Source organism: Pseudomonas saxonica (assembly GCF_007858365.1).
Taxonomy (GTDB): Bacteria; Pseudomonadota; Gammaproteobacteria; order Pseudomonadales; family Pseudomonadaceae; genus Aquipseudomonas; species Aquipseudomonas saxonica.
The window spans coordinates 153813-177711 of sequence record NZ_VFIO01000007.1; the positions used below are offsets into that span (position 1 = coordinate 153813).

A 23899-nucleotide genomic window follows, 5' to 3' on the forward strand; every position below is an offset into this window, starting at 1 on the left:
CACGAAGGCTGCGATCGGCGATGCAGTCGTCGCAAGCGCTGGACGCTCGATGTATCTGATACACCGGGTCGTGAGGTTGCACTGAATTTAAGGCGTAGCAGTTGCCGAAGGCGACGTCCGGCGGCGCAGCCGTCGTAAAACCAGAGCGCTCGGTGCGTCAGGTAAACCGCGCACGCAGGTTTTACGATCGCTGCGCAATCGAACGTCGCCTTCGGCAACTGCTACGGGGGCATTGCTTTAATTTTCCCCCCACCCCATCCGTTCCGTAGGGATAGCCGAGCCAAAGCTCGATAGCCAATACCTACGGAAGCCCCCAGATGAATGCTGAGAAGTCCCTCAAACTTGCCCGCCGGTTCATCGAGTTGCCGTTGGAAAAACGTCAGTTATTCCTCGACGGTCTGCGTGCGGAAGGGATCGACTTTTCGCAGTTCCCCATCCCGGCCGATGTGCCACAGGCCGACCGCCATGCCTTGTCCTACGCGCAGCGGCGCATGTGGTTTTTATGGCAGCTCGACCCACTCAGCGGCGCCTATAACCTGCCGGGTGCGGTACGCCTCAAGGGTGCGCTGAACATTGCCGCGCTGGAGCAAGCCTTCACCCACGTGGTGCAGCGCCACGAAACCCTGCGCACGGTGTTTCGCCAGAACCCGGATGACAGCCTCGAACAGGCGCCGTTAAGTGCCCCGCTTGTGGTCGAACAGGTGGATCTGAGCCTGTTGCCCGTGATCGAGCGCGAACAGGCAGTTGCCGCTCAGGCTCAGCAGCAATCGCTGCAACCCTTCGATCTGGCCAGCGGCCCGTTGCTGCGCATCAAGCTGCTCAAGCTGGACCCGTGCGAGCACGTACTGCTGCTGACCTTGCACCATATCGTCTCGGACGGCTGGTCGATGAATGTGCTGATCGACGAGTTCATCCGCAGCTATGACGCTTTTGAGCGCGGGCATACCCCGCAACTGGCTGATTTGCCCATTCAATACAGCGATTACGCCCTGTGGCAGCGCCGCTGGCTGGAGGCGGGTGAGCAGGCGCGGCAGTTGACGTACTGGCAAGCCCAGTTGGGTGATGAACACCCGGTCATGGCGTTGCCCGCCGATTACCCGCGCCCCGCGATGCCAAGTTATCAAGGCACCCGTCATGAGTTCGCCGTGGCGCCGGAGTTGGTCGAACAACTGCGAGCACTGGCACAGCAGCATCAAGTGACCCTGTTCATGCTGCTGCTGGGGGCCTTCAATATTCTGCTGCACCGCTACAGCGGCCAGAGTGATCTGCGTGTCGGGGTGCCGATTGCCAACCGCAATCGCCGTGAAGTCGAAGGGCTGATCGGGTTTTTCGTCAACACCCAGGTGCTGCGCACCCAACTCACTGCGCAGACCTCAGTGGCCGAGCTGTTAAGCGCCGTCAAAGAAACCGCACTCGGTGCTCAGGCGCATCAGGAGTTGCCGTTCGAGCAATTGGTCGAAGCCCTCAAGCTTGAACGCAACCTGAGCCACAACCCGCTGTTTCAGGTGATGTACAACCACCAGCCAAACGTGGCGGATATAGAAGCGGTGAGCACGGCGTCGGGCCTGGAGCTGGGGCTGATTGAGTGGCAAGGGCGCACCACGCAGTTCGACCTGAGCCTGGACACCTACGAAAAAGGCGGCCGTCTGCACGCGGCGCTGACCTATGCCAATGATCTGTTCGACGCCAGCACCATCACCCGCATGGCGCGTCACTGGAGCAACCTGCTGCGCGCACTGGTAGACAACAGCGAGCGCCGTGTCGGCGAATTGCCGATGCTTGATGCCGGTGAAGTACAGGCTCAGGTGCACGACTGGAACAGCACTCAGGTCGATTACCCGACCCACACCTGCCTGCAACAGCTGATCGAAGCACAGGTCACCCGTACGCCTGAGGCAAGCGCTCTGATATTTGGCGCACAGGCCATGACCTACGCCCAGCTCAATGCCCGCGCCAACCAACTGGCGTACGCGTTGCGCGAGCAGGGCGTTGGCCCGGATGTGCTGGTGGGTGTCGCGGTCGAGCGCTCGCTGGAGATGGTCATTGGCCTGCTGGCCATCCTCAAGGCGGGCGGAGCCTATGTGCCGCTCGACCCGGATTACCCGCAGGAGCGGCTGGCTTACATGATTGAAGACAGCGGCATTGGCCTGCTGTTAAGCCAGACTGCGCTGCTGACAAAATTGCCGGTGACCGGGGTCACGGTCATCTGCCTCGATCAGAACACTGAATGGCTCGACGCTTACAGCGACGACAACCTGGTGGTTGCTCAGGATTCGCAGCACCTTGCCTATGTCATCTACACCTCCGGCTCCACGGGCCGTCCCAAGGGCGCAGGCAACACCCACGCGGCGCTGGTCAACCGCCTGAGCTGGATGCAGCAGGCCTACACGCTGACCGCCGAAGACGCGGTGTTGCAAAAGACCCCGTTCAGTTTTGACGTCTCGGTGTGGGAGTTTTTCTGGCCGTTGCTGACCGGCGCACGGCTGGTGCTGGCGCAACCTGGGGAGCACCGTGAACCGCTGCGCCTGATCGACACCATTCGCGAGCAACGCATCACCACGCTGCACTTTGTACCCTCGATGTTGCAGGCCTTTATTCACGAGACGGGCGTCGAGCAGTGTCACAGTCTGCGGCGCATCGTGTGCAGCGGTGAAGCGCTGCCGGTGGATGCGCAGCAACAGGTGTTCGGCAAGTTGCCCAAGGCTGAGCTGTACAACCTGTATGGCCCTACCGAAGCCGCCATCGACGTGACCCATTGGACCTGTGTGGACGAAGGCAGCGCGAGCGTGCCGATTGGCTTGCCGATCGCCAACCTGCGCACCCTGGTGCTCGACGCCGACCTGTCGCCGGTGGCCGTGGGCGTGGCGGGTGAGTTGTACCTGGGCGGTGCCGGGCTGGCGCGCAATTACCACCGTCGCGCGGCACTCACTGCCGAGCGCTTTGTGCCATGCCCGTTCAATCCGGGGCAGCGTCTTTACCGCACCGGCGACCTCGTGCGCCAGCGGGTCGACGGGGTGATTGAGTATCTGGGCCGTCTCGACCATCAGGTCAAATTGCGCGGTTTGCGCATTGAACTGGGGGAAATTGAAGCGCGGCTGGTCGAACAGCCGTCCGTGCGCGAGGCCGTGGTGCTGGTACTCGACGGTAAGCAACTGGTGGCCTACGTAGTGCTTGAAGACCCGGCCAGCGCCGAGGATTGGCAAGCGGCGCTGACCGCTCACCTGCAAGCCGGGCTGCCGGAATACATGGTGCCCAGTCACTGGGTCAGCCTTGAGCGCTTGCCGCTGTCACCCAACGGCAAGCTGGAACGCAAAGCATTGCCACGGCCCGACCTGAGTGCGGTGCAGCAAGGCTATGCGGCACCGAACAACACACTGGAACAGTGCCTGGCCGACATCTGGCAGCACGTGCTGGGCGTGGCGCAGGTCGGCGTTGATGACAACTTCTTCGCCCTGGGGGGCGACTCGATCATTTCCATTCAAGTGGTCAGCCGTGCGCGTCAGGCCGGTATCGCCTTTAGCCCGCGTGATCTGTTCCAGCACCAGACCATCCGCAGCCTGGCCCGTGTCGCTCAATTGAGCAGCCACAGTCAGATTGATCAGGGAGTCGCCACCGGTGCTGTGGCATTGGCCCCGGTGCAACAGTGGTTTTTCGACCAGCCGATGCCCGCTCGCCAGCACTGGAACCAGTCCCTGTTACTGCACCCGCGTCAGCCCATTGAGGCGGCTCAGCTAGAGCAGGCCCTGCACACCCTGTTAAGCCATCACGACGCCTTGCGCCTGCGCTTCGAGCAGCACGCCGGCCGCTGGCAGCAAGCCTATGCCGAACTGCCGGGCGATACCCTGTTGTGGCATAAACAGGCAGCCTCCAGTGATGAACTGCACAGTCTGTGCGAGCAAGCCCAGCGCAGCCTCGACCTGCAAAACGGCCCGTTGCTGCGCGCACTGTTGGTCGATCTGCCGGATCACAGTCAGCGTTTGCTGCTGGTGGTGCATCACCTGGCGGTCGATGGCGTGTCATGGCGCGTGTTGCTTGAAGACCTGCAACAGTTTTACAGCTCACCCGCTCAACCGCCGCAGGCCAAAACCAGCGCCTATCAAGCCTGGACGGCGCGCCTGTCAGACGCCGCACAGGCCCGTGTGGATGAGCTTGCGCTGTGGCAACAGCAATTGGTCGGTGCCTCCAGCGCATTGCCCCAAGACCGGGCCGAGGCCGGATTGCACAGCCGTGACGGTCGCACCCTCGAACTCAAGCTCAATCACGAGCTGACCCGCCAACTGCTGCAAGTGGCCCCGGCGACCTATCGCACCCAGGTCAACGACCTGCTGTTGACCGCATTGGCACGGGTTATCTGCCGCTGGAGCGGGCAGGCCAGCAGCCTGATTCAGCTGGAAGGGCACGGCCGCGAAGAGCTGTTTGCCGACCTCGACCTGTCACGCACCGTGGGCTGGTTTACCAGTCTGTTCCCGGTGCAACTGACCCCGACCGCAGACCTTGGTGACTCGCTCAAATCGATCAAGGAACAACTGCGCAGCGTCCCGGAAAAAGGTGTGGGCTATGGCCTGCTGCGTTATCTGGCGGGCGCCGAAGTGGGTTCGCAACTGGCTGCCTTGGCCACACCGCGCATTACCTTCAACTACCTGGGCCAGTTTGACCGTCAGTTTGACGAGCAGGCGCTGTTCACCCCGGCCACCGAAAGCGCCGGGCGGGCACAGGATGAACAGGCGCCGCTGGCCAACTGGCTGAGCATCGAAGGGCAGGTGTATGGCGGCGAGTTGAGCCTGCAATGGACGTACAGCGAGCAGATGTACGACGCGGCGACTATTCAGGCGCTGGTCGATGACTACCAGCGTGAACTGAGCGCCTTGATCGAACACTGCGTAAACCATGAACAGGGCGGCATGACCCCGTCCGACTTCCCGCTGGCGCAACTGACCCAGGCCCAACTGGACATGCTCAAGGTGCCGGCCCGCGACATCGAAGACATCTACCCGCTGTCGCCGATGCAGCAAGGTCTGCTGGTGCACACCTTGCTGGAACCCGGTTCCGGCATCTACTTCATGCAAGACCGCTACATCATCGACAGTGAAATCGACCTGCCGCGCTTTACGGCGGCCTGGCACGCCGTGGCCCAGCGGCACGATGCCCTGCGTGCCTCTTTCAGCCTCGACGATGACGGCCGCATGCTGCAAATCATCCACCGTGACGCCGCCCCCACGGTGCAGGTGCATGACTGGAGCGAACGCCCCGAAGCGGAACACGAGGCCGCGCTGCAAGCCTTGCTGGCGCAAGACCGGGCGCAGGGTTTTGACCTGCTTGACACGCCGCCTTTCAGCCTGCGTCTGATCCGACGCAGCGCCGGGCATTACTGGTTCATCCTCAGTAATCACCACATCCTGATTGATGCCTGGTGCCGCTCGCTGCTGCTGCAAGATTTCTTCGCGTTGTACAGCGGCGAACGCACTCTGGCCCCGGCGGCGCGCTACCGCGACTTTATCCAGTGGCTGCAAGAGCAAGGCGAGCGTGAGGCGCTGGACGCCTGGGCCATCGAGCTGGCCGGTTTTGAGCAGCCGACGCCGCTGCCGTTTGACCGTGCACTGCGCCGTCAGGGCGGTTTTTCCGAGATCGGCGATGTGTATGCCGATCTGGAAGTGACGCAAGGCCGAGCCCTGCGTGAACTGGCCCAGCGTTACCAGTTGACCGTCAACACTCTGACTCAAGCTGCGTGGGCGCTGGTGTTGCAGCGTTACAGCGGTCTGGATGAAGTGCTGTTCGGCGTTACCGTGGCGGGTCGCCCGATCAATCGCCCGGAAATGCAGGACACCGTGGGGCTGTTTATCAACAGCATCCCGTTGCGGATGCGTTTGCCCCGTGCCGGTCAGAACGTCAGCGTGCGTGAATGGCTGCAAGGACTGTTCGAGCACAATCTGGCGCTGCGTGAGCACGAGCATTTGCCGTTGCTGAACATTCAGGCGTGCAGCGCGCTGGAGAAAGGCCAAAACATTTTCGACAGCCTGTTCGTGTATGAAAATGCCCCGGTGGAAAGCGCCGTGGCCAGTGGCGCCGCGCAAATCAACGCCAAGTCAGACAGCGCGCGCACCCACACCAACTACCCGATGACCGTGGTGGTGTACCCCGGCGATGCGCTCGGCTTGCACCTGTCGTACGACAAACGCTTCTTCGACGACGCCACCGCCGAGCGCTTGCTGGCTGACTTCAAGCGCCTGCTGTTGGCCATTGGTGAACATGCCGAGGGCCAGTTCGCAGACCTGCCGGTAGTTGCCCGTGCCGAGTGCGACGCCTTGTTGCAAGCGGGTAACCACACCGCTCGTGACTACCCGCTGGAACAGGGCTATGTGCGCTTGTTTGAAAAGCAGGTGGCGGCCCATCCTGACCAAGTGGTTGCCACCTGCCTTGAGCAACAGTGGACGTACAGCGATCTCGATACCCGCGCCAACCGGCTTGGTTGGGCCTTGATAAGCGTCGGAATTGGCGTTGATCAGCCCGTGGCCTTGCTGACAGAGCGCAGCCTGACGCTGCTCGGCATGATGCTCGGCAGTTTCAAGGCGGGTGCGGCGTACTTGCCGCTGGATCCGCAATTGCCAACCCAGCGTTTGCTCGACCTGCTGCAACTGGGCAAGGTGCCTGCGCTGGTGGCCAGCAGCGCCTGCCGCGATCAGGCTGTGGAGATGTTGGCGCTGCTGGCACCGGCGCAGCGTCCTCAGCTGTTGGTCTGGGACGAGGTGCAGAGCGGTGCCTGTTCAGTCGAACAGCCGGGGATCTATACCGCGCCAAACGCGCTGGCCTATGTGATCTTCACCTCCGGTTCCACCGGCACGCCCAAAGGGGTGATGGTCGAACAGGCGGGCATGCTCAATAACCAACTGAGCAAAAAGCCGTACTTTGACCTCGCCAGCGCTGACGTGATCGCCCAGACCGCCTCGCAAAGCTTCGATATATCGGTGTGGCAGTTCCTCGCCGCGCCGTTGTTTGGCGCCCAGGTCGACATCGTGCCCAACGCCATCGCCCATGATCCGGCGGCCTTGCTGGCCCATGTCGACGCACGCGGCATCAGCGTGCTGGAGAGCGTGCCGTCGCTGATTCACAGCCTGCTCGACGAGGCGCATGGCTCATTGCACAGCTTGCGCTGGATGCTCCCGACCGGCGAAGCCATGCCGCCGGAACTGGCGCGGCGCTGGTTGCAGCGCCACCCGCAGATCGGTCTGGTCAACGCTTATGGCCCCGCAGAGTGTTCGGACGACGTGGCGCTGTTTCGCGTGGATGCAGAGTCGGCGGCCGGGGCTTACTTGCCGATTGGTCTGGCCACCGATAACAACCGTTTGTACGTGCTGGACGGCGGCTTGTCGCCGGTGCCTGCGGGCGTGGTGGGTGAGCTGTATGTCGCCGGCACGGGGGTTGGTCGCGGTTATTTCAGTGACCCGTCGCGCAGTGCGGCGGTGTTCCTGCCCAACCCGTTTGCGCAACAGGCGGGCGAACGGTTGTACCGCACTGGCGATCTGGCGCGGCGCCGGGTCGACGGCCAACTGGAATACGTGGGCCGTATCGATCAGCAAGTCAAAGTGCGCGGTTTCCGCATCGAACTGGGAGAAATCGAATCGCGCCTGCGTGACCTGGATGGCGTGCGCGAAGCCGCCGTTGTGGTGCAGGACGGGCCGACCGGCAAAGCGCTGGTGGCCTTTGTCGTGCCCGACGATGACGCCCGCGACTGGAGCGCATTGCGTGAACACCTCAAGGCCGGGCTAAAAGCCCAGTTGCCCGAGTACATGGTGCCGCTGCAATGGCTGGCCTTGCCCGGCCTGCCGCGCAATGCCAACGGCAAAGTGGATCGCAAGGCGCTCCCAAAGGCCCAAGCGGCAGACTGGCAGCGCGAGGTGATTGCCCCGCAGCCGGGGGTCGAAACCGTGATGGCGGCGATTTGGCAGGAAGTGCTCAAACTGGAGGCGGTGAGCCGCGACGACAATTTCTTCGAGCTGGGTGGCCATTCCTTGCTGGTGGCGCAAGTGGTGTCCCGCGTGCGTCAGCAACTGGCCATTGAATTGCCCCTGAGTAGCCTGTTTGAAACCAGCGTGTTCAGCGAGTTTGCTGCGCGCTGTGCGGCGCAGCCCCGCGCCGTCAGCCAACCGCCGTTGCAACGCTTGGCGGCGGACCATCCCGGTGTGCTGTCTTACGCCCAGCAACGTCAGTGGATCCTTTGGCAACTGGACCCGGACAGCGCCGCGTACAACATCCCGGCAGCGTTGCGCCTCAAGGGCACGCTGCATCGCGACGCTTTGCTGCACAGTTTCAACGACCTGCAAGCGCGTCATGCCACGTTGCGCACCACCTTTGTTCAGGACGGCGAACAGGCCCGTGGCGTGCTGCACGCCCATCTGCCGCTGGCCCTGCGTGAGTTGACGCTGGATAGCGCCGACGCGGCGCAGATCGAGGCGCAGGTGGCCGAAGAAATGCGTCAGCCCTTTGACCTGCGCAATGGCCCGCTGCTGCGGGTGCTGTTGCTCAAGGTCGCGGCCGACGAGCATGTGTTGGTACTGACCGTGCACCATATCGCCGCCGATGGCTGGTCGATGCAGGTGATGGTCGATGAATTCAGTGCGCTGTATCAGGCCCATGTACAAGGGCAGGCAGCCCGGTTGCCAGCCTTGGCCGTGAGCTATGCCGACTACGCGGCGTGGCAGCGTGAGTGGTTGCAAGCGGGCGAGGGCGAGCGTCAGCTCAGCGCCTGGCGCGAGCAACTGGGCACTCACCACACACCGTTGCAACTGCCCAGCGAACTGACTCGCCCGGCGATTCGCAGCGAGCGCGGCGCGCGTCTGGAACTGGCGCTGGAACCGGCGTTGGCCACCGGGCTGCGGCAAGTGGCTCAGCAGCACAATGTGACCCTGTTTATGTTGCTGCTCGCCAGCTATCAGACGCTGCTGCACCGCTACAGCGGCCAGTCGACCATCAATGTCGGCGTGCCCAATGCCGGACGCGGGCGGCTTGAAACGGAAGGCCTGATCGGCTTCTTTATCAACACTCAGGTACTGCGCGCCGAGATCGACGGCCAACAAACCTTTGCCAGCCTGTTGCAGCAGGTCAAGCGCTCGTCGCTGTGGGCACAGGCCCATCAAGACCTGCCGTTCGAGCAACTGGTAGACGCCTTGCAACCCGAGCGTAGCCTGAGCCACAGCCCGCTGTTTCAGGTGCTGTTCAACCATCAGCGGGCCATCGGCGACAGCGTTGAACGGGTGCTCGAAGGGCTGACCGTGGAGCGCATGGACTGGCAGCAGCACACCGCCCAGTTCGACCTGGCGCTGGACACCGAAGAGCAGGGCGAGCATCTGCGCGCCAGCCTGACCTACGCCCGTGACGTGTATGACGCGGCCACCATCGAGCGTCTGGCCGGGCATTGGCTCAATCTGCTGCGCGCCGTGGTCAGTGAGCCGCAGCAGCGAATTGCCGAACTGGGGCTGCTCGACAGCGCTGAACAACTTCGCTTGATCGAACACTGGAACCCGGTGCTGGAACCTCAGGTGCAAAGCCTCAACCTGCATCAGCTGTTTGAAGCACAGGCGGCGCTACAGCCGCAGGCCGTGGCCTTGCGTTGTGCGCACGCGTCCCTGAGCTACGGCGAGCTGAATGCGCAAGCCAACCGGCTGGCGCGCAAACTGCGCGAACTGGGAGTAGGCCCGGACGTGCGGGTGGGCATTGCCACCGAACGGGCGATGCCGCTGGTGGTCGGCCTGCTGGCCATTCTCAAGGCGGGCGGCGCCTATGTGCCGCTCGATCCGCAGTACCCGGCGGAACGCTTGAGCTACATGATTGAAGACAGCGGCATTCACCTGTTGCTGACCCAAGAGCACTTGCTGGAAAACCTGCCGCCACGGGTGGGCGTGCAGACCCTGTGCCTGGAGCATCTGGTGCTGGACGGTTTCAGCGAACAAAACCTTGGCAACCTGACCCACGCCGACAACCTGGCCTATGTGATCTACACCTCCGGCTCTACGGGTCGGCCCAAAGGCGCACTGTTGAGCCACGCCAACGTCACCCGCTTGCTCAGCGCGACACAGGGGTCGTTCAATTTCGGCCCGAGCGATGTGTGGACGCTGTTCCATTCCTACGCTTTCGACTTCTCGGTGTGGGAGTTGTTTGGCGCGCTGTGCACCGGCGGGCGTCTGGTGATCGTGCCGTACTACATCAGCCGTGAGCCGCAGGCGTTTCACCAGTTGCTGTGCGACGAACAGGTGACGGTGCTCAACCAGACACCCACCGCTTTCCGCCAACTGCTGCCGGTTGCCTGCAACAGCCCGCAACCGCTGGCGTTGCGTTGGGTGATCTTCGGCGGTGAAGCGTTGGAAGTGTCCAGCCTGCGCCCGTGGTATGAGCGTTTTGGCAGCCATCAGACCACCCTGGTCAACATGTACGGCATTACTGAAACCACGGTGCATGTGACCTTCCGTGCGCTGAGCCCGAGCGACCTTGATGCCAAGGTGCAAAGCCCGATTGGCCGGCCCCTCAACGACCTCAGCTGGTACTTGCTCGACAGTCAGCTGCAGCCCGTTGCGCAAGGCTGCGCGGGTGAGCTGTATATCGCCGGTGCCGGTCTGGCGCGGGGCTATCACGGGCGTGCCGGGCTGACCGCCGAGCGCTTTGTCGCCAGCCCCTTTATGGCCGGTGAGCGCCTGTACCGCAGCGGCGATCTGGCCCGTCAGCGGGCGGACGGCAATATCGAGTATCTGGGCCGCATCGACCAGCAAGTGAAAATTCGCGGGTTCCGTATCGAGCTGGGTGAAATCGAAGCCTGCCTCAAGCAGCAAATCGGCGTGGCCGAAGCGGTACTCAGCGTGCACCAAGACCAGCTGTGCGCCTACGTGGTGGCGGATCACACGCCGGTCGATCCGCTGCTGTGGCGCGAGCAACTGCGGGCGGCGCTCAAAGTCGACCTGCCGGACTACATGGTGCCGAGCCATTGGCTGCTGCTCGACGAACTGCCCCTGACCGGCAACGGCAAACTCGACCGCAAAGCCTTGCCCCTGCCCGACGCCGAGGTATGGCAGCGACCTTACCGGGCCCCGGAGGGCGAGCTGGAAACCCAACTGGCGGCGATTTGGGCCAGCGTGCTGGGGGTCGAGCGTGTCGGTCGTGACGACAACTTCTTTGAATTGGGCGGGCACTCGTTGCTCGCGGCTCAGGCCAGTGCCCGGGTCGAACTTGAATTGGGCATCGAACTGGCGCTGCGTGCGCTGTTCGAGGCCACTGACTTGCACACCTATGCCGCTTTGGCACAGGCCCAAACGCCTGCGGATAACGCTGTTCGTTTGAGCGCGCTTGAATCGCTGCTCGACGAGATGGAGATCAACTGATGGAAAACGCAACCGCCTGGCGCATTGCCAACCGTTTCGCCAGCCTTGCGCCGCAGCAGCGCCGCGAATTTCTGCAAAAAATGCAGGAGCAGGGCGTCAGTTTTGGTCAACTGCCGATTCCGCCCACCGCACCCGCCAATGAGCCGTGCGAACTGTCTTATGCGCAGCAGCGCCAGTGGTTTTTGTGGCAGCTTGATCCCGAGGGTGCGGCCTACCATATCCCCGCCGCCCTGCGGTTGCGCGGCACGCTCAACGTCGAGGCCTTGCAACAGAGTTTTGACGCGCTGCTGGAGCGTCATCACAGCTTGCGCACCGGCTTCACCGAAGAAGACGGGCAAGTGCGCCAACAGTTGCACGGCTCGACCTTGCGCTTAACGCAGCATGATTTACGCGATCAACCCTCGCCAGAGCGCATGGCCTGTGCGTTGCGTCAGGTCGAGCAGGACATCGCCCAACCTTTCGATCTGCAACACGGCCCGTTGCTGCGCGTCAGCCTGATGCAACTGGACAACGACGATCATGTGCTGGTGTTGACCCTGCACCATATCGTCGCCGATGGTTGGTCGATGGGCGTACTGATCGAAGAGTTCTCTGCGCTCTACGCCGGCCATGCCCAAGGCCGCAGCGCCGAGTTGCCGGCCTTGCCGATTCAATACGCCGACTACGCGCTGTGGCAACGGCGCTGGATGGAGGCAGGCGAGCTGGAGCGCCAATTGGACTGGTGGCGCGCGCAATTGGGCACGGAACAGCCCGTGCTTGAACAGCCCGTGCTTGAACTGCCCGGCGACCGTTCGCGCCCCGCGCAACCGACCCAGCATGGCGCGCGGCTGGACTTTGCGCTTGAGCCCGCACTGGCCAAGGGCTTGATGACGCTGGCGCGCCAACGCGGCGTGACCCCTTTTATGCTGTTGCTGGCCAGTTTTCAGGCGTTGCTGCATCGCTACAGCGGCCAGACCGACCTGCGTATCGGCGTGCCGGTGGCCAACCGCAACCGTGCCGAAACCCATGGCCTTATCGGTTTTTTCGTCAACACCCAGGTACTGCGCGCCGAGCTGGACGGGCGCCTGCCGTTTGCCCGTTTGCTGGAGCAAACCCGCGACCGCTCGCTGGATGCCCAAGGTTATCAGGACGTGCCGTTCGAGCGTCTGGTCAATGCCCTGCAAGGCGAGCGCAGCCTGAGTCACAGCCCTCTGTTTCAGGTGATGTTCAACCACCAGCAAAGTCGTCCCGGCGCGCTGGGCGGGATGCTCGCCGGTCTTGAAGTCGAAAGCCTGGAGTGGCAAGGCCGCACCGCTCAATTCGACCTGCAACTGGACACCCACGAAGAAGGCGAGCGGTTGCTGGCCAGCCTGACCTACGCCACCGACCTGTTTGACGCCGCGCGCATCGACACCCTGGCCCGCCACTGGCGCAACCTGCTGGGCGCGATTGTGGCCAACCCCGAGTGCGCCATTGGCGAGTTGCCGATGCTCTCGGCGGGCGAAAGCGAGGCCACGCTCTATGGCCTCAATGCCACACAACAGGACTATCACGGCCCCGAGTGCGTGCATCTGCATATCGAAGCACAAGCGGCGGCCACCCCGGATGCCTGCGCGCTGGTATTTGCCGGGCAACGCCTGACTTACGCCGAGTTGAATCAGCGGGCCACCCGTCTCGCGCATACATTGCGCGAGCAGGGCGTCGGCCCCGAAGTGCGGGTGGGTATTGCTTGTGAGCGCTCGCTGGAGCTGGTGATCGGTCTGTTGGCGATTCTCAAGGCAGGCGGTGCCTATGTGCCGCTGGACCCGGAATACCCGGCTGAACGTCTTGCCTATATGTTCGACGACAGCGGTATCAGCCTGCTGTTGACTCAAGCGCACCTGCTGGCCGCTTTGCCTGTGCCGGCTGGGCTGGCACACCGGTGCCTTGAGTCGTCAGCCCACTGGCTCAGCGATGTCAGTGCGGACAACCTGACCAACACCGCGTGCGCACAAAACCTGGCCTATGTGATTTACACCTCCGGTTCCACGGGCAAGCCCAAAGGTGCTGGCAACAGTCACGGCGCGCTGTACAACCGTCTGGCGTGGATGCAACAGGCCTATGACCTGACTCCCGAAGACCGGGTGTTGCAGAAAACCCCGTTCAGTTTTGATGTGTCGGTGTGGGAGTTTTTCTGGCCGTTGATGCACGGCGCCACTTTGGTGGTCGCAGCCCCTGGCGCCCACCGCGATCCGCAACAACTGGCGGCCCTGATCGTCGAACAAGCGATCACCACCCTGCATTTTGTGCCGTCGATGCTGCAAGCCTTTATCAGCGCCGACGAAGCCGCTCGCTGTACGTCCTTACAACGCATCGTGTGCAGTGGCGAAGCCTTGCCGATGACCTTGCAGCGCCAGACCTTCAACTGCCTGCCGCAGGCCCGGCTATACAACCTGTATGGCCCGACCGAAGCGGCCATCGACGTGACCCATTGGACCTGCGTAGAAGAGGGCCGCGACAACGTGCCGATTGGCCGCCCCATCGCCAACCTGCGCACCTATATCCTCAGCCCCGAATTACGGCCCTTGCCCAGCGGTGCGATCGGCGAGCTTTACCTGGCTGGTGCCGGGCTGGCGCGGGGTTACCATGCCCGTCCGGCGCTGACCGCCGAGCGCTTTGTGGTTGATCCATTTGGCCGTGGTGAGCGTTTGTACCGCACCGGCGATCTGGCCCGCTATCGTGCCGATGGCGCCATCGAGTACTGCGGGCGAATTGATCACCAAGTAAAAATCCGTGGCTTGCGCATCGAACTGGGCGAAATCGAAGCGCGCCTGCAAGAACACCCGCAGGTGCAGGAAGCCGTGGTGTTGGCGCTGGGCAACCAGTTGGTCGCTTATCTGGTGCCGGTCGAGGCCGTGCTTGATCTGCCGGCATGGCGCGAAGCACTCAAGGCGCACCTGCTGCACACCTTGCCCGACTACATGGTGCCGACGCACCTGATGTTGATCGACCACATGCCGCTCAGCCCCAACGGCAAACTGGACCGCAAGCAATTACCGAGCCCTGAGGTCAGCGTCAGCCAGCGTGTTTTTGAAGCGCCACGCAGCGACAACGAGCGGCAACTGGCAGCCATTTGGCAAGACGTGCTGGGTGTCGAACAGGTCGGTCGGCAGGACAACTTCTTCGAGCTGGGCGGGGATTCGATCATCTCCATTCAAGTGGTCAGCCGCGCCCGTCGCGCCGGTTTGCGCTTGCAGCCCCGCGACCTGTTTCAACAACCGACACTGCACGCACTGGCCGCTGTGGTCAGCCAGCAGGCCGCGCCGCAGATTGCCCAAGGCCCCGTCGTGGGTACGCAAACCCTGACCCCGGTGCAGCAGTGGTTTTTTGCCAACCAGACCGTGCAGCCCCAACACTGGAATCAGTCGGTGTTGCTGGACGTGCGCCAACCGTTGGACTTGCTGCGCCTGCAAACCGCGCTGCAACGAGTGCTGGCACAGCATGATGCCCTGCGGTTGCAATTCCGCCAGCAGGACGGGCAGTGGACGGCGCGCTATGTGCCACTGGACAGCGCCGCCGCCACGGATGTGCTGTGGACGGCGCAGGTGCAAAGCGACGACACCTTGCAAGGGCTGTGCGATGAAGCCCAGCGCAGCCTCTCGCTGCACGACGGCCCGTTGCTGCGCGCCGTGCTGATCGACCATGAAAACGGCGGTCAGCGGTTGTTGTTGGTGATCCACCATTTGGTGGTCGATGGCGTGTCGTGGCGGGTGCTGCTCGAAGACCTGCAAGCAGCCTACGCCGATCAGGCGTTACCGGAAAAAACCAGCGCCCTGCAAGACTGGGCGACGCAACTGAGCGCCTACGCCAGCAGCGAACAACTGGCGGCAGAGCTTGAGTGGTGGCAGCAGCAGTTGAACGACGTCAGCGGCGCGTTGCCCGATGCCCGTGCAAACGGCAGTCAGGCGCTGCGTCATCGGCAGGTGGTCAGCCTCGGTCTGGACCGTGAGCAGACCCGCCACTTGCTGCAACACGCACCGGCAGCGTACCGCACGCAGGTCAACGACCTGTTGCTGACGGCGCTGGCCCGCGCCCTGTGCGACTGGAGTGGCGAGGCGTCAGCGCTGATTCAACTCGAAGGCCACGGCCGTGAAGACGTCTTTGAAACCCTCGACCTGACCCGCACCGTGGGGTGGTTTACCAGCTTGTTCCCGGTCAAATTGACCCCGGCGGCGGACATGGCCGCCTCGATCAAGTCGATCAAACAGCAATTGCGCGACATTCCCGGCAAAGGCCTGGGCTTTGGCGTGTTGCGCTTTCAGGGCGATGCCGAGGTGCAAGCCAGCCTGGCGGCGTTACCCGCGCCCCGTGTGACGTTCAACTACCTGGGGCAGTTCGATCAGAGCTTCAGCGACGACGCGCTGTTTGTTCCGGCACAGCAGGCCAGCGGCGCGGCGCAAAGTCTGGACTCACCGTTGGCCAACTGGCTGTCGGTGGACGGTCAGGTGTTTGGCGGCGAACTCAAACTGGACCTGAGCTTCAGTCAGGACTGTTTCGACAAGCCCGTGATTGAAGCGCTGGCGGCGGCTTTTCAAGCGCACTTGCAGGCGCTGGTGGCGCACTGCATTGACCCGCAACACAGCGGCGTGACCCCGGCCGACTTCCCGCTGGCCCGCCTGACTCAGGCCCAGCTCGATCAACTGCCGGTCACGCCTCGCCAGATTGAGGATGTGTATCCGCTGTCACCCATGCAAAACGGCCTGCTGTTTCACAGCCTGTATGAGCCGCAGGCGGGGGCTTACGTCAATCAACTCAGCGTTGAAGCCACCGGCCTGGACGCTGCCCGTCTGGCACGCGCCTGGCAAGCCACGCTGGATGCCCACCCGATCTTGCGCAGCGGTTTCCACTGGCCGCAAGGGGCCAGCGAACCGCTGCAACTGGTGCAGCGTTCATTGCAATTGCCGCTGACCGTACTCGACTGGCGCGGCCGAGCCGATCAGACCGCCGAACTGGAATTGCTGGCCCGCAGCGAGCGCTTGCAATTTGACCCAGCCCACCCGCCGTTGCTGCGTCTGGCGCTGGTGCGCCTCGACGAACAGCGCCAGCAATTGATCTACACCCACCACCATTTATTGCTGGATGGCTGGAGCAACGCCTTGCTGCTGGGCGAGGTGCTGCAGCGCTATGCCGGCGTCGAGGTGGCCCCTCATCAAGGCCGCTTCGCCGATTACATCGGTTGGTTGCAAGAGCAGGACGCACAGGCGGATGAAGCCTTCTGGCGCGCGCAGTTAGCGACGCTGGAGAACCCGACCCTGCTGGCCCAAAGTCTTCCCCATACGCTTTCGGACAACAGCGCTTACGCCGATCATCGGCAGGTGTTCGATGCCGCGAGCAGCGAGGCGTTTAACCGCTTTGCCCGCCAGCACAGCATCACCCTCAACACCTTGGTACAAGGCGCATGGGCGCTGTTGTTGCAACGTTACAGCGGTCAGCACACCGTGGTGTTCGGTGCCACGGTGTCAGGCCGCCCGGTGGACCTGCCGGGGGCTGAAACCCAGCTGGGCCTGTTTATCAATACCCTGGCGGTGATCACTCGCCCGCAGGCGGCCGAAAGCGTGGCCCAGTGGCTGGGCCGCTTGCAGGCGCACAACCTTGAACTGCGCGAGCATGAATTCAGTGCCCTGAGCGATGTACAGCGCTGGGCCGGTCGTGCGGGCGAGCCGCTGTTCGACAGCCTGCTGGTGTTTGAAAACTTCCCGATCAGCGAGGCCTTGCAGCAAGGCGCACCGGACGGTTTGAGCTTCTCGCTGCCGGACAATCATGAGCGCACCAACTACCCGCTGACATTGGCGGCGGTCAGCGAAGGTCAACTGAGCCTGACCTGGAGCTTTTTGCTCAGCCATTTCGAGCCGACCGCCATTGCTCGCATGAGCGAGCATCTGGCCTGCCTGCTGCACGCTATGGTGGCCGCGCCGCAGGTCAGTCTCGGGCAATTGCCGCTGTTGAGCGCTGTGGAGCAAACCCGCCAACTGCACGACTGGAACCCCGCGCCGGGGGCCGTCACCGAGCAGTGCGTGCATCAGCTGATCGAGGCGCAAACCGCGACCCGGCCCGAGGCGCTGGCGCTGATGTTTGATCACGCGCAGTTCACCTACGCTGACCTCAACCAGCGTGCCAACCGTCTGGCTCATCGCCTGCGAGAGCTGGGTGTTGGCCCTGAGGTGCGGGTCGGTCTGGCAGTGGAACGTTCACCGCAGATGATTATTGGCCTGCTGGCGATTCTCAAGGCGGGGGGCGCCTATGTGCCGCTCGACCCGGCTTACCCGGCCGAGCGCCTGAGCTATTTGATGCAGGACAGCGGCATTGCGCTGTTGCTCAGCCAGTCATGGCTGCGCAATACCGTGCCACAGATCGACGGCTTGCCGGTGCTGGAACTGGACCGCGAAGCGGTGGGGCATCTGCCCTCAAGCAACCCGGTCAACCTGACCGATGCCCGCAATCTGGCCTACCTGATTTACACCTCTGGCTCCACCGGCCGGCCCAAAGGCGTCAGCGTCGCCCACGGCCCGCTGGCCATGCATTGCTTGTCGATTGGCGCGCTGTACGGCATGACCCCGGACGACCGCGAACTGCAATTTGCCTCCATCAGCTTTGACGGTGCCCACGAGCGCTGGTTGACCCCGCTGGTGTTCGGCTCGGCGCTGATGCCCCGTGACGATGAAGTCTGGAGCGCGCAACGCACCTGCGAAGAGATCCAGCGCCACGGCATCACCATTGCCTGCTTTACTCCCAGCTACCTGCTGCAGATGGCCGATTACATCGGCGAAGCGGGGCGCACTCTGCCGATTCGTTCGTACACCGTAGGCGGTGAAGGCATGCCCAAACATGCCTTTGATGAAGTGCAGCGGGTGTTGCAGCCGCCGCGCATCATCAACGGCTACGGCCCGACCGAAACCGTGATCACGCCGCTGATCTGGTGCGCGTACCCCGACACGCAATTTGATTCGGCGTTTCTGCCCATCGGCCGTCCGGTCGGCGAGCGCAGCGCCTATGTACTCGACGCCAACCTGCAACTGCTGCCGGTGGGGGTTGCCGGTGAGCTGTACCTGGGTGGCGAAGGCATCGCCCGGGGCTACCACCAGCGCCCGGAGCTGACCGCCGAACGCTTTGTACCCGACCCGTTTGTACCGGGTGCGCGGTTGTATCGCAGTGGCGATCTGGCGCGGCTGCGTGAAGACGGTGTGGTGGAGTATCTGGGGCGCATCGACCAGCAAGTGAAGATTCGCGGTTTCCGCATTGAACTGGGCGAAATCGAAGCCTGCCTGCTGGAGCATGAGGGGGTGCGCGAAGCCTTTGTGGTGGATCGTGATGGCCCGGTCAGCCGGCAATTGGCGGGCTATATCGTGGCCCGCGATCCGTTGGCCGACGAGGCCCAACTGCGCGAAGCCTTGATCGCCCACCTGCGCAGCCGCTTGCCCGCGCACATGTTGCCGGCGCATCTGATGTGCCTGGCGGCATTGCCGCTGACCCCCAATGGCAAGCTCGACCGGCAGGCACTGCCTGAACCCGAAGCCAATCGTCAGGTGGCGGATCGGGTGCCAGCGGCGACACCGGCTGAGGTGTTGCTGGTGGGCATCTGGCAGGAACTGCTGGGGCTGGACACGATTGGTGTGACCGAAAACTTCTTTGAGCTGGGCGGCGACTCGATCATCTCGTTGCAAGCGGTGAGCCGTGCCGGGGCATGCGGGCTGGCCTTTACCCCCAAGCAATTGTTTGAGACGCAGACCATCCGTGGGTTGGCCGCCGTGGCAGTCAATGCCGAGCCGCAAGCGCAGGCCCGCGTGGCCACCGCGCCGTTTGCGCAGGTGCCGGTGACGGTACAAGTGGATCGCAGCGAGCTGGATGACCTGTACCCGCTGTCGCCGATGCAACAGGGCATGTTGTTCCACTGCATCGAGTCGCCGGAACTGAACCTCTATGTCAACCAGCTCAGCGTGGCGGTGGAGGGCTTGCAGGTCGAGCGTTTCCGCGCGGCCTGGGACACACTGCTGGCACGCCACGAAGTGCTGCGCGCCGCCTTTATGTGGCGTGACGGTTTGGCTGATCCGCTGCAAGCGGTGTATCGACACGCACAGTTACCGATTGTTGAACTGGACTGGCGTGATCACACGGCCCCCGAGGCTGCGCTGCTGGCGTTGGCCGCAGACGATCAGGCCCGTGGCTTTGATCTGAGCTGCCCGCCGCTGATGCGCTTTACTCTGGTGCGTCTGGGCGACAACCAGTTCCAGATGATCTGGACCTACCATCACCTGTTGCTGGACGGCTGGAGTGCCTCGCGCCTGCTGGGTGAAATGCTGCGCCTGTATGGCAAGCAACGCCTGCCGGAACTGACCGGGCGCTATGGCGACTATATCGACTGGTTGCAGCGTCAAGACGCGAGCAGCGCCGAAGGCTTCTGGCGTGAACGTTTGAGCGGACTTGAAACACCGACGATTCTGGCCAATGCGGCCAATACCGAGGGCAGCGGCCACGGGGTGTTGTACAGCTACCTGGACAGCGACGCGACACGCGGTTTGCAGCGCTTTGCCAGCAGTCAGCGGGTCACGCTTAACACGCTGATTCAGGGCGCATGGCTGCTGCTGTTGCAGCGTCACACCGGGCAGCGCAGCGTGGCTTTCGGCGCAACCGTGGCCGGGCGACCGACCCAGCTGGCCGGAGCGCAGGACATGCTCGGGCTGTTTATCAATACCTTGCCGGTCATCCAGACCCTCGACCCGCAGCAAGCGCTGGGAGACTGGCTGCGTCAGTTGCAGGCCTACAACCTGGCGATTCGCGACTTCGAACACACACCGCTGGCGGACATTCAGCGTTGGGCCGGGCAGGGCGGCCAAGGGCTGTTCGACAGCATTATCGTGTTCGAAAACCATCCGGTTGACCGCGCCTTGCGCGGTGAGCAGGACGGCGAATTGACGTTTGCCGAAGTCGGCAGTGGCGGCGTGACCAACTTCCCGATGGACTTGATGGTCAGCGCTACCGAGCAAGGGCTGGAGGTGGAATACCTGTACCTGCGTGAACGCTTTACAGCCGAGCAAGTGGAGCGTATTCGTGCCCAGCTGGAAGGCCTGCTGGCGCAATTGCCGCTGGACGCCGCGTGCCTGATCGGTGATATCGGCCTGCCGGCGCCACAGGTTCAATTGCCGCAGGACACCGCGCCTGTGCGTGATCTGCTGCACAGCTTTGCGGCGCAGGTGGTGCGCCAACCCCAGGCCCCGGCGTTGCTCTGTGACGGCCGCGAACTGAGCTATGCCGCGCTTGACGCTCAAGCCGATGCGCTGGCGATGCAGTTGCAGGCGCAGGGTATTGGCCCAGAGCAAATAGTGGCGGTGGCCTTGCCGCGCTCCGAACAGACCATCGTGGCCTTTTTGGCGGTGCTCAAGGCCGGTGCGGCGTACCTGCCGCTGGATCTCGATTACCCGGCCGAGCGCTTGGGCTTCATGCTCGACGACTCGGGCGCGAGCCTGCTGCTGTGCAACAGTGATGTGGATCAGCGTGTCCGCTTTAGCGCGGATACGCCGCGTCTGTTGCTGGATCAACTCACCGACCTTCAGGGCAAGCCGCAGCGAGTCCAGGCACTGGCCGGGCAGCTGGCGTATCTGATTTACACCTCCGGTTCCACCGGCCAGCCCAAAGGTGTTGCGGTGGCCCGCGAGCCGATTGCGCGGCATTGTCAAGGCATCATTGATCTGTATGAACTGACCTCGGCCAGCCGCGAGCTGCACTTTATGTCGTTCGCCTTCGACGGCGCTCAAGAGCGCTGGCTCAGTGTGCTGTTGGCGGGGGGCAGTTTGGTGATTCGCGACGACACGCTGTGGACGCCGGAGCAGACCTTGCAGGTCTTGCATGAGCACCGGGTGACGGTGGCGTGCTTCCCGCCGGCCTACTTGCAACAACTGGCCGAAGTGGCGCTGACACAGGGCACGCCACCTGCGGTTCATACCTACTGCTTTGGCGGCGATGCGGTGCCGGACGCCAGCTTTGAGCTGGTCAAGCGAGCGCTGCAACCTCAGCGTCTGATCAATGGCTATGGCCCGACTGAAACCGTGGTCACGCCGTTGCTCTGGCGTGCCGAGGTGACTGAATGCTGCGAGGCGGCGTACGCGCCGATTGGCCGCAGCGTCGCCGGGCGTGGCGTGTATGTGCTGGACGCCGACATGAATCCGTTGCCGGTGGGCGTCAGCGGCGAGTTGTATCTGGGCGGTGAGTGCCTGGCCCGTGGTTATCACCGCCAGCCAGGGTTGAGTGCCGAGCGCTTTGTGCCCGATCCGTTCAACGCCCAAGGCGGGCGCATGTACCGCACCGGAGATCGGGTGCGCCTGCGCGAGTGCGGCTTGGTCGATTACCTGGGGCGACTGGATCAGCAAGTGAAAATTCGTGGCTTCCGGATCGAACTGGGTGAAATCGAAGCGCGCTTGCGTCAATGCGAGGGCGTGCAGGATGCCGCGGTCAAGGTGCTGGAAGGTGTCACCGGCAAACAGTTGGTGGGCTATGTGGTGGCGGCCCCGAATGCCGGACTGGAGCGGGTGCTGAAAGAACACCTGCAAGGTCAATTGCCGGATTACATGGTGCCGACGCAGATCGTTGTGCTGGCCCGTTTCCCGCTGTCGGCCAACGGCAAGCTCGACCGTCGGGCCTTGCCCGAGCCGCAGCTTGCGCAGGGTCAGTACCGGGCACCGCGTAACGCGCTGGAACACGCCTTGGCCGTTATCTGGCAAGAGGTGTTGGGGCTGGAGCAGGTGGGCATCGACGATAACTTCTTCGAACTGGGCGGTGACTCTTTGCAGGTGCTCAAGGTGATTTCACGGGTGCGCAATCAGCCGCAGCTGGGTATCAGCTTGAAACTGCGCGATCTGATGCAAAAACCCTGTATTGCCGAACTCAGCGGTTTTGAGCCGCTGATCAGTGCGCAGGCACCTGATCCCTTGTTGGCCCTCAACAGCCGGGTCAACCATGTGCCGCCGTTGTTCTGTCTGCACGCCGGCTTTGGCACGGTGTTCGATTATGAGCCGCTGGCGCGTCGACTTGACGGGCGCCGCAGCGTCTATGGCGTGCAATGCCGCATGTTGCTCGACCCGCAGTGGCAGGACGACTCATTGCAGGCAATGGCGCAGGCATACGCTGAACGCATTCGCCAGCAACAGGCCAGTGGGCCGTATCACCTGCTGGGTTGGTCGTTGGGCGGGGCGTTGACCCTGTTGGTGGCGCAAGCGCTGGAGGCCCAGGGCCAGACCGTTGCGTTTGCCGGCTTGGTCGACAGCTACGTGGCGGGCACCGCGCAAGCCAGTGATGAGCGCGAAGACTTGCAGGATTTCTTGCGTTTTGTGCTGGGGCTGTCGCAAGACGAAGCGCAGACAGTGGTGGACGAAACGGGGGCCGAAGAGGCCATTGCCGCAGCAATGGCCAAGCCGCGCAGCCAACTGGGCGAACACGGGCTGCTGGATGCGGCCGAATTGAGCCAGATATTCGCCGTGGGCACCCGCCTCAAGCAATTAGCGTTGGGGCAATGCGCCTTGCCGCACACACGAGTGGCGGCGCACCACTGGTGGGTAGCCGGGCGTGAAGACGAACGTCGGGTGCATGCGGCGCAAATCGGCGCGGGTGCCAGTCATGGTGTGTTGAGCGGCGGGCATTACGACCTGCTGCGTAACACGACCTTACTGGGGGAGTTGGATGACTTATTGGCTGTACACGCGGTTGAACGTCAATCCTCGTAGCCGCTGACGAGGCACGAAGGCTGCGAACGGGCAACGCCTGTAAATCCGTAGCCTTCTGTTCGTCTGATACACAGAGGTGCTGGATATACGACGGCTGCGCCGCCGGACGCAGCCTCGCAGAGCTCGTCAGCTGCTACGGAGTGTGTGTTATTGGACGAACGCTCTGCTGTTGTAGCCGTTGACGAGTAGAACGAGGCTACGTTCGACGATGCAATCGTCGCAAACGCTATGAGCACGGTGTGGCAGGTAGCACCGTTTACGACGGCTGCGCCGCCGATCGCAGCCTTCGTGCCTCGGCAGCGGCTACAGGATGTGTGTTATTGGACGTACGCTCTGCTGTTGTAGCCGTTGACGAGTAGCACGAGGCTACGTTCGACGATGCAATCGTCGCAAACGCTAAGAGCACGGTGTGGCAGGTAGCACCGTTTACGACGGCTGCGCCGCCGATCGCAGCCTTCGTGCCTCGGCAGCGGCTACAGGATGTGTGTTATTGGGCGCACAGCTCTGCTGTTGTAGCCGTTGACGAGTAGAACGAGGCTACGTTCGACGATGCAATCGTCGCAAACGCTAAGAGCACGGTGTGTCAGGCAAGCACCGTTTACGACGGCTGCGCCGCCGATCGCAGCCTTCGTGCCTCGGCAGCGGTTACAGGATGTGTGTTATTGGACGCACAGGTCTGCTGTTGTAGCCGTTGACGAGTAGAACGAGGCTACGTTCGACGATGCAATCGTCGCAAACGCTAAGAGCACGGTGTGCCAGGCAGCACCGGATTGAATGGTTTTACGACGGCTGCGCGCTGCATTGAAT

Annotated in this window: 2 protein-coding genes; both read left to right on the top strand. The window is 63.0% G+C overall.

Translation table 11 applies throughout. The annotated features are described in order from the left end of the window. Window positions 1–317: 317 nt before the first annotated feature. A complete protein-coding gene (locus tag FJD38_RS17355) occupies window positions 318–11363 on the top strand; it encodes a non-ribosomal peptide synthase/polyketide synthase (protein WP_146386534.1) in 11046 nt (3681 codons plus the stop codon). Further along, window positions 11363–23092, top strand: coding sequence for a non-ribosomal peptide synthetase (locus tag FJD38_RS17360; RefSeq protein WP_146386536.1), 11730 nt, complete (start codon window positions 11363–11365; stop codon window positions 23090–23092). The genes FJD38_RS17355 and FJD38_RS17360 overlap by 1 nt, the downstream gene beginning before the upstream one ends. The last annotated feature ends 807 nt before the right edge of the window (window positions 23093–23899 follow it).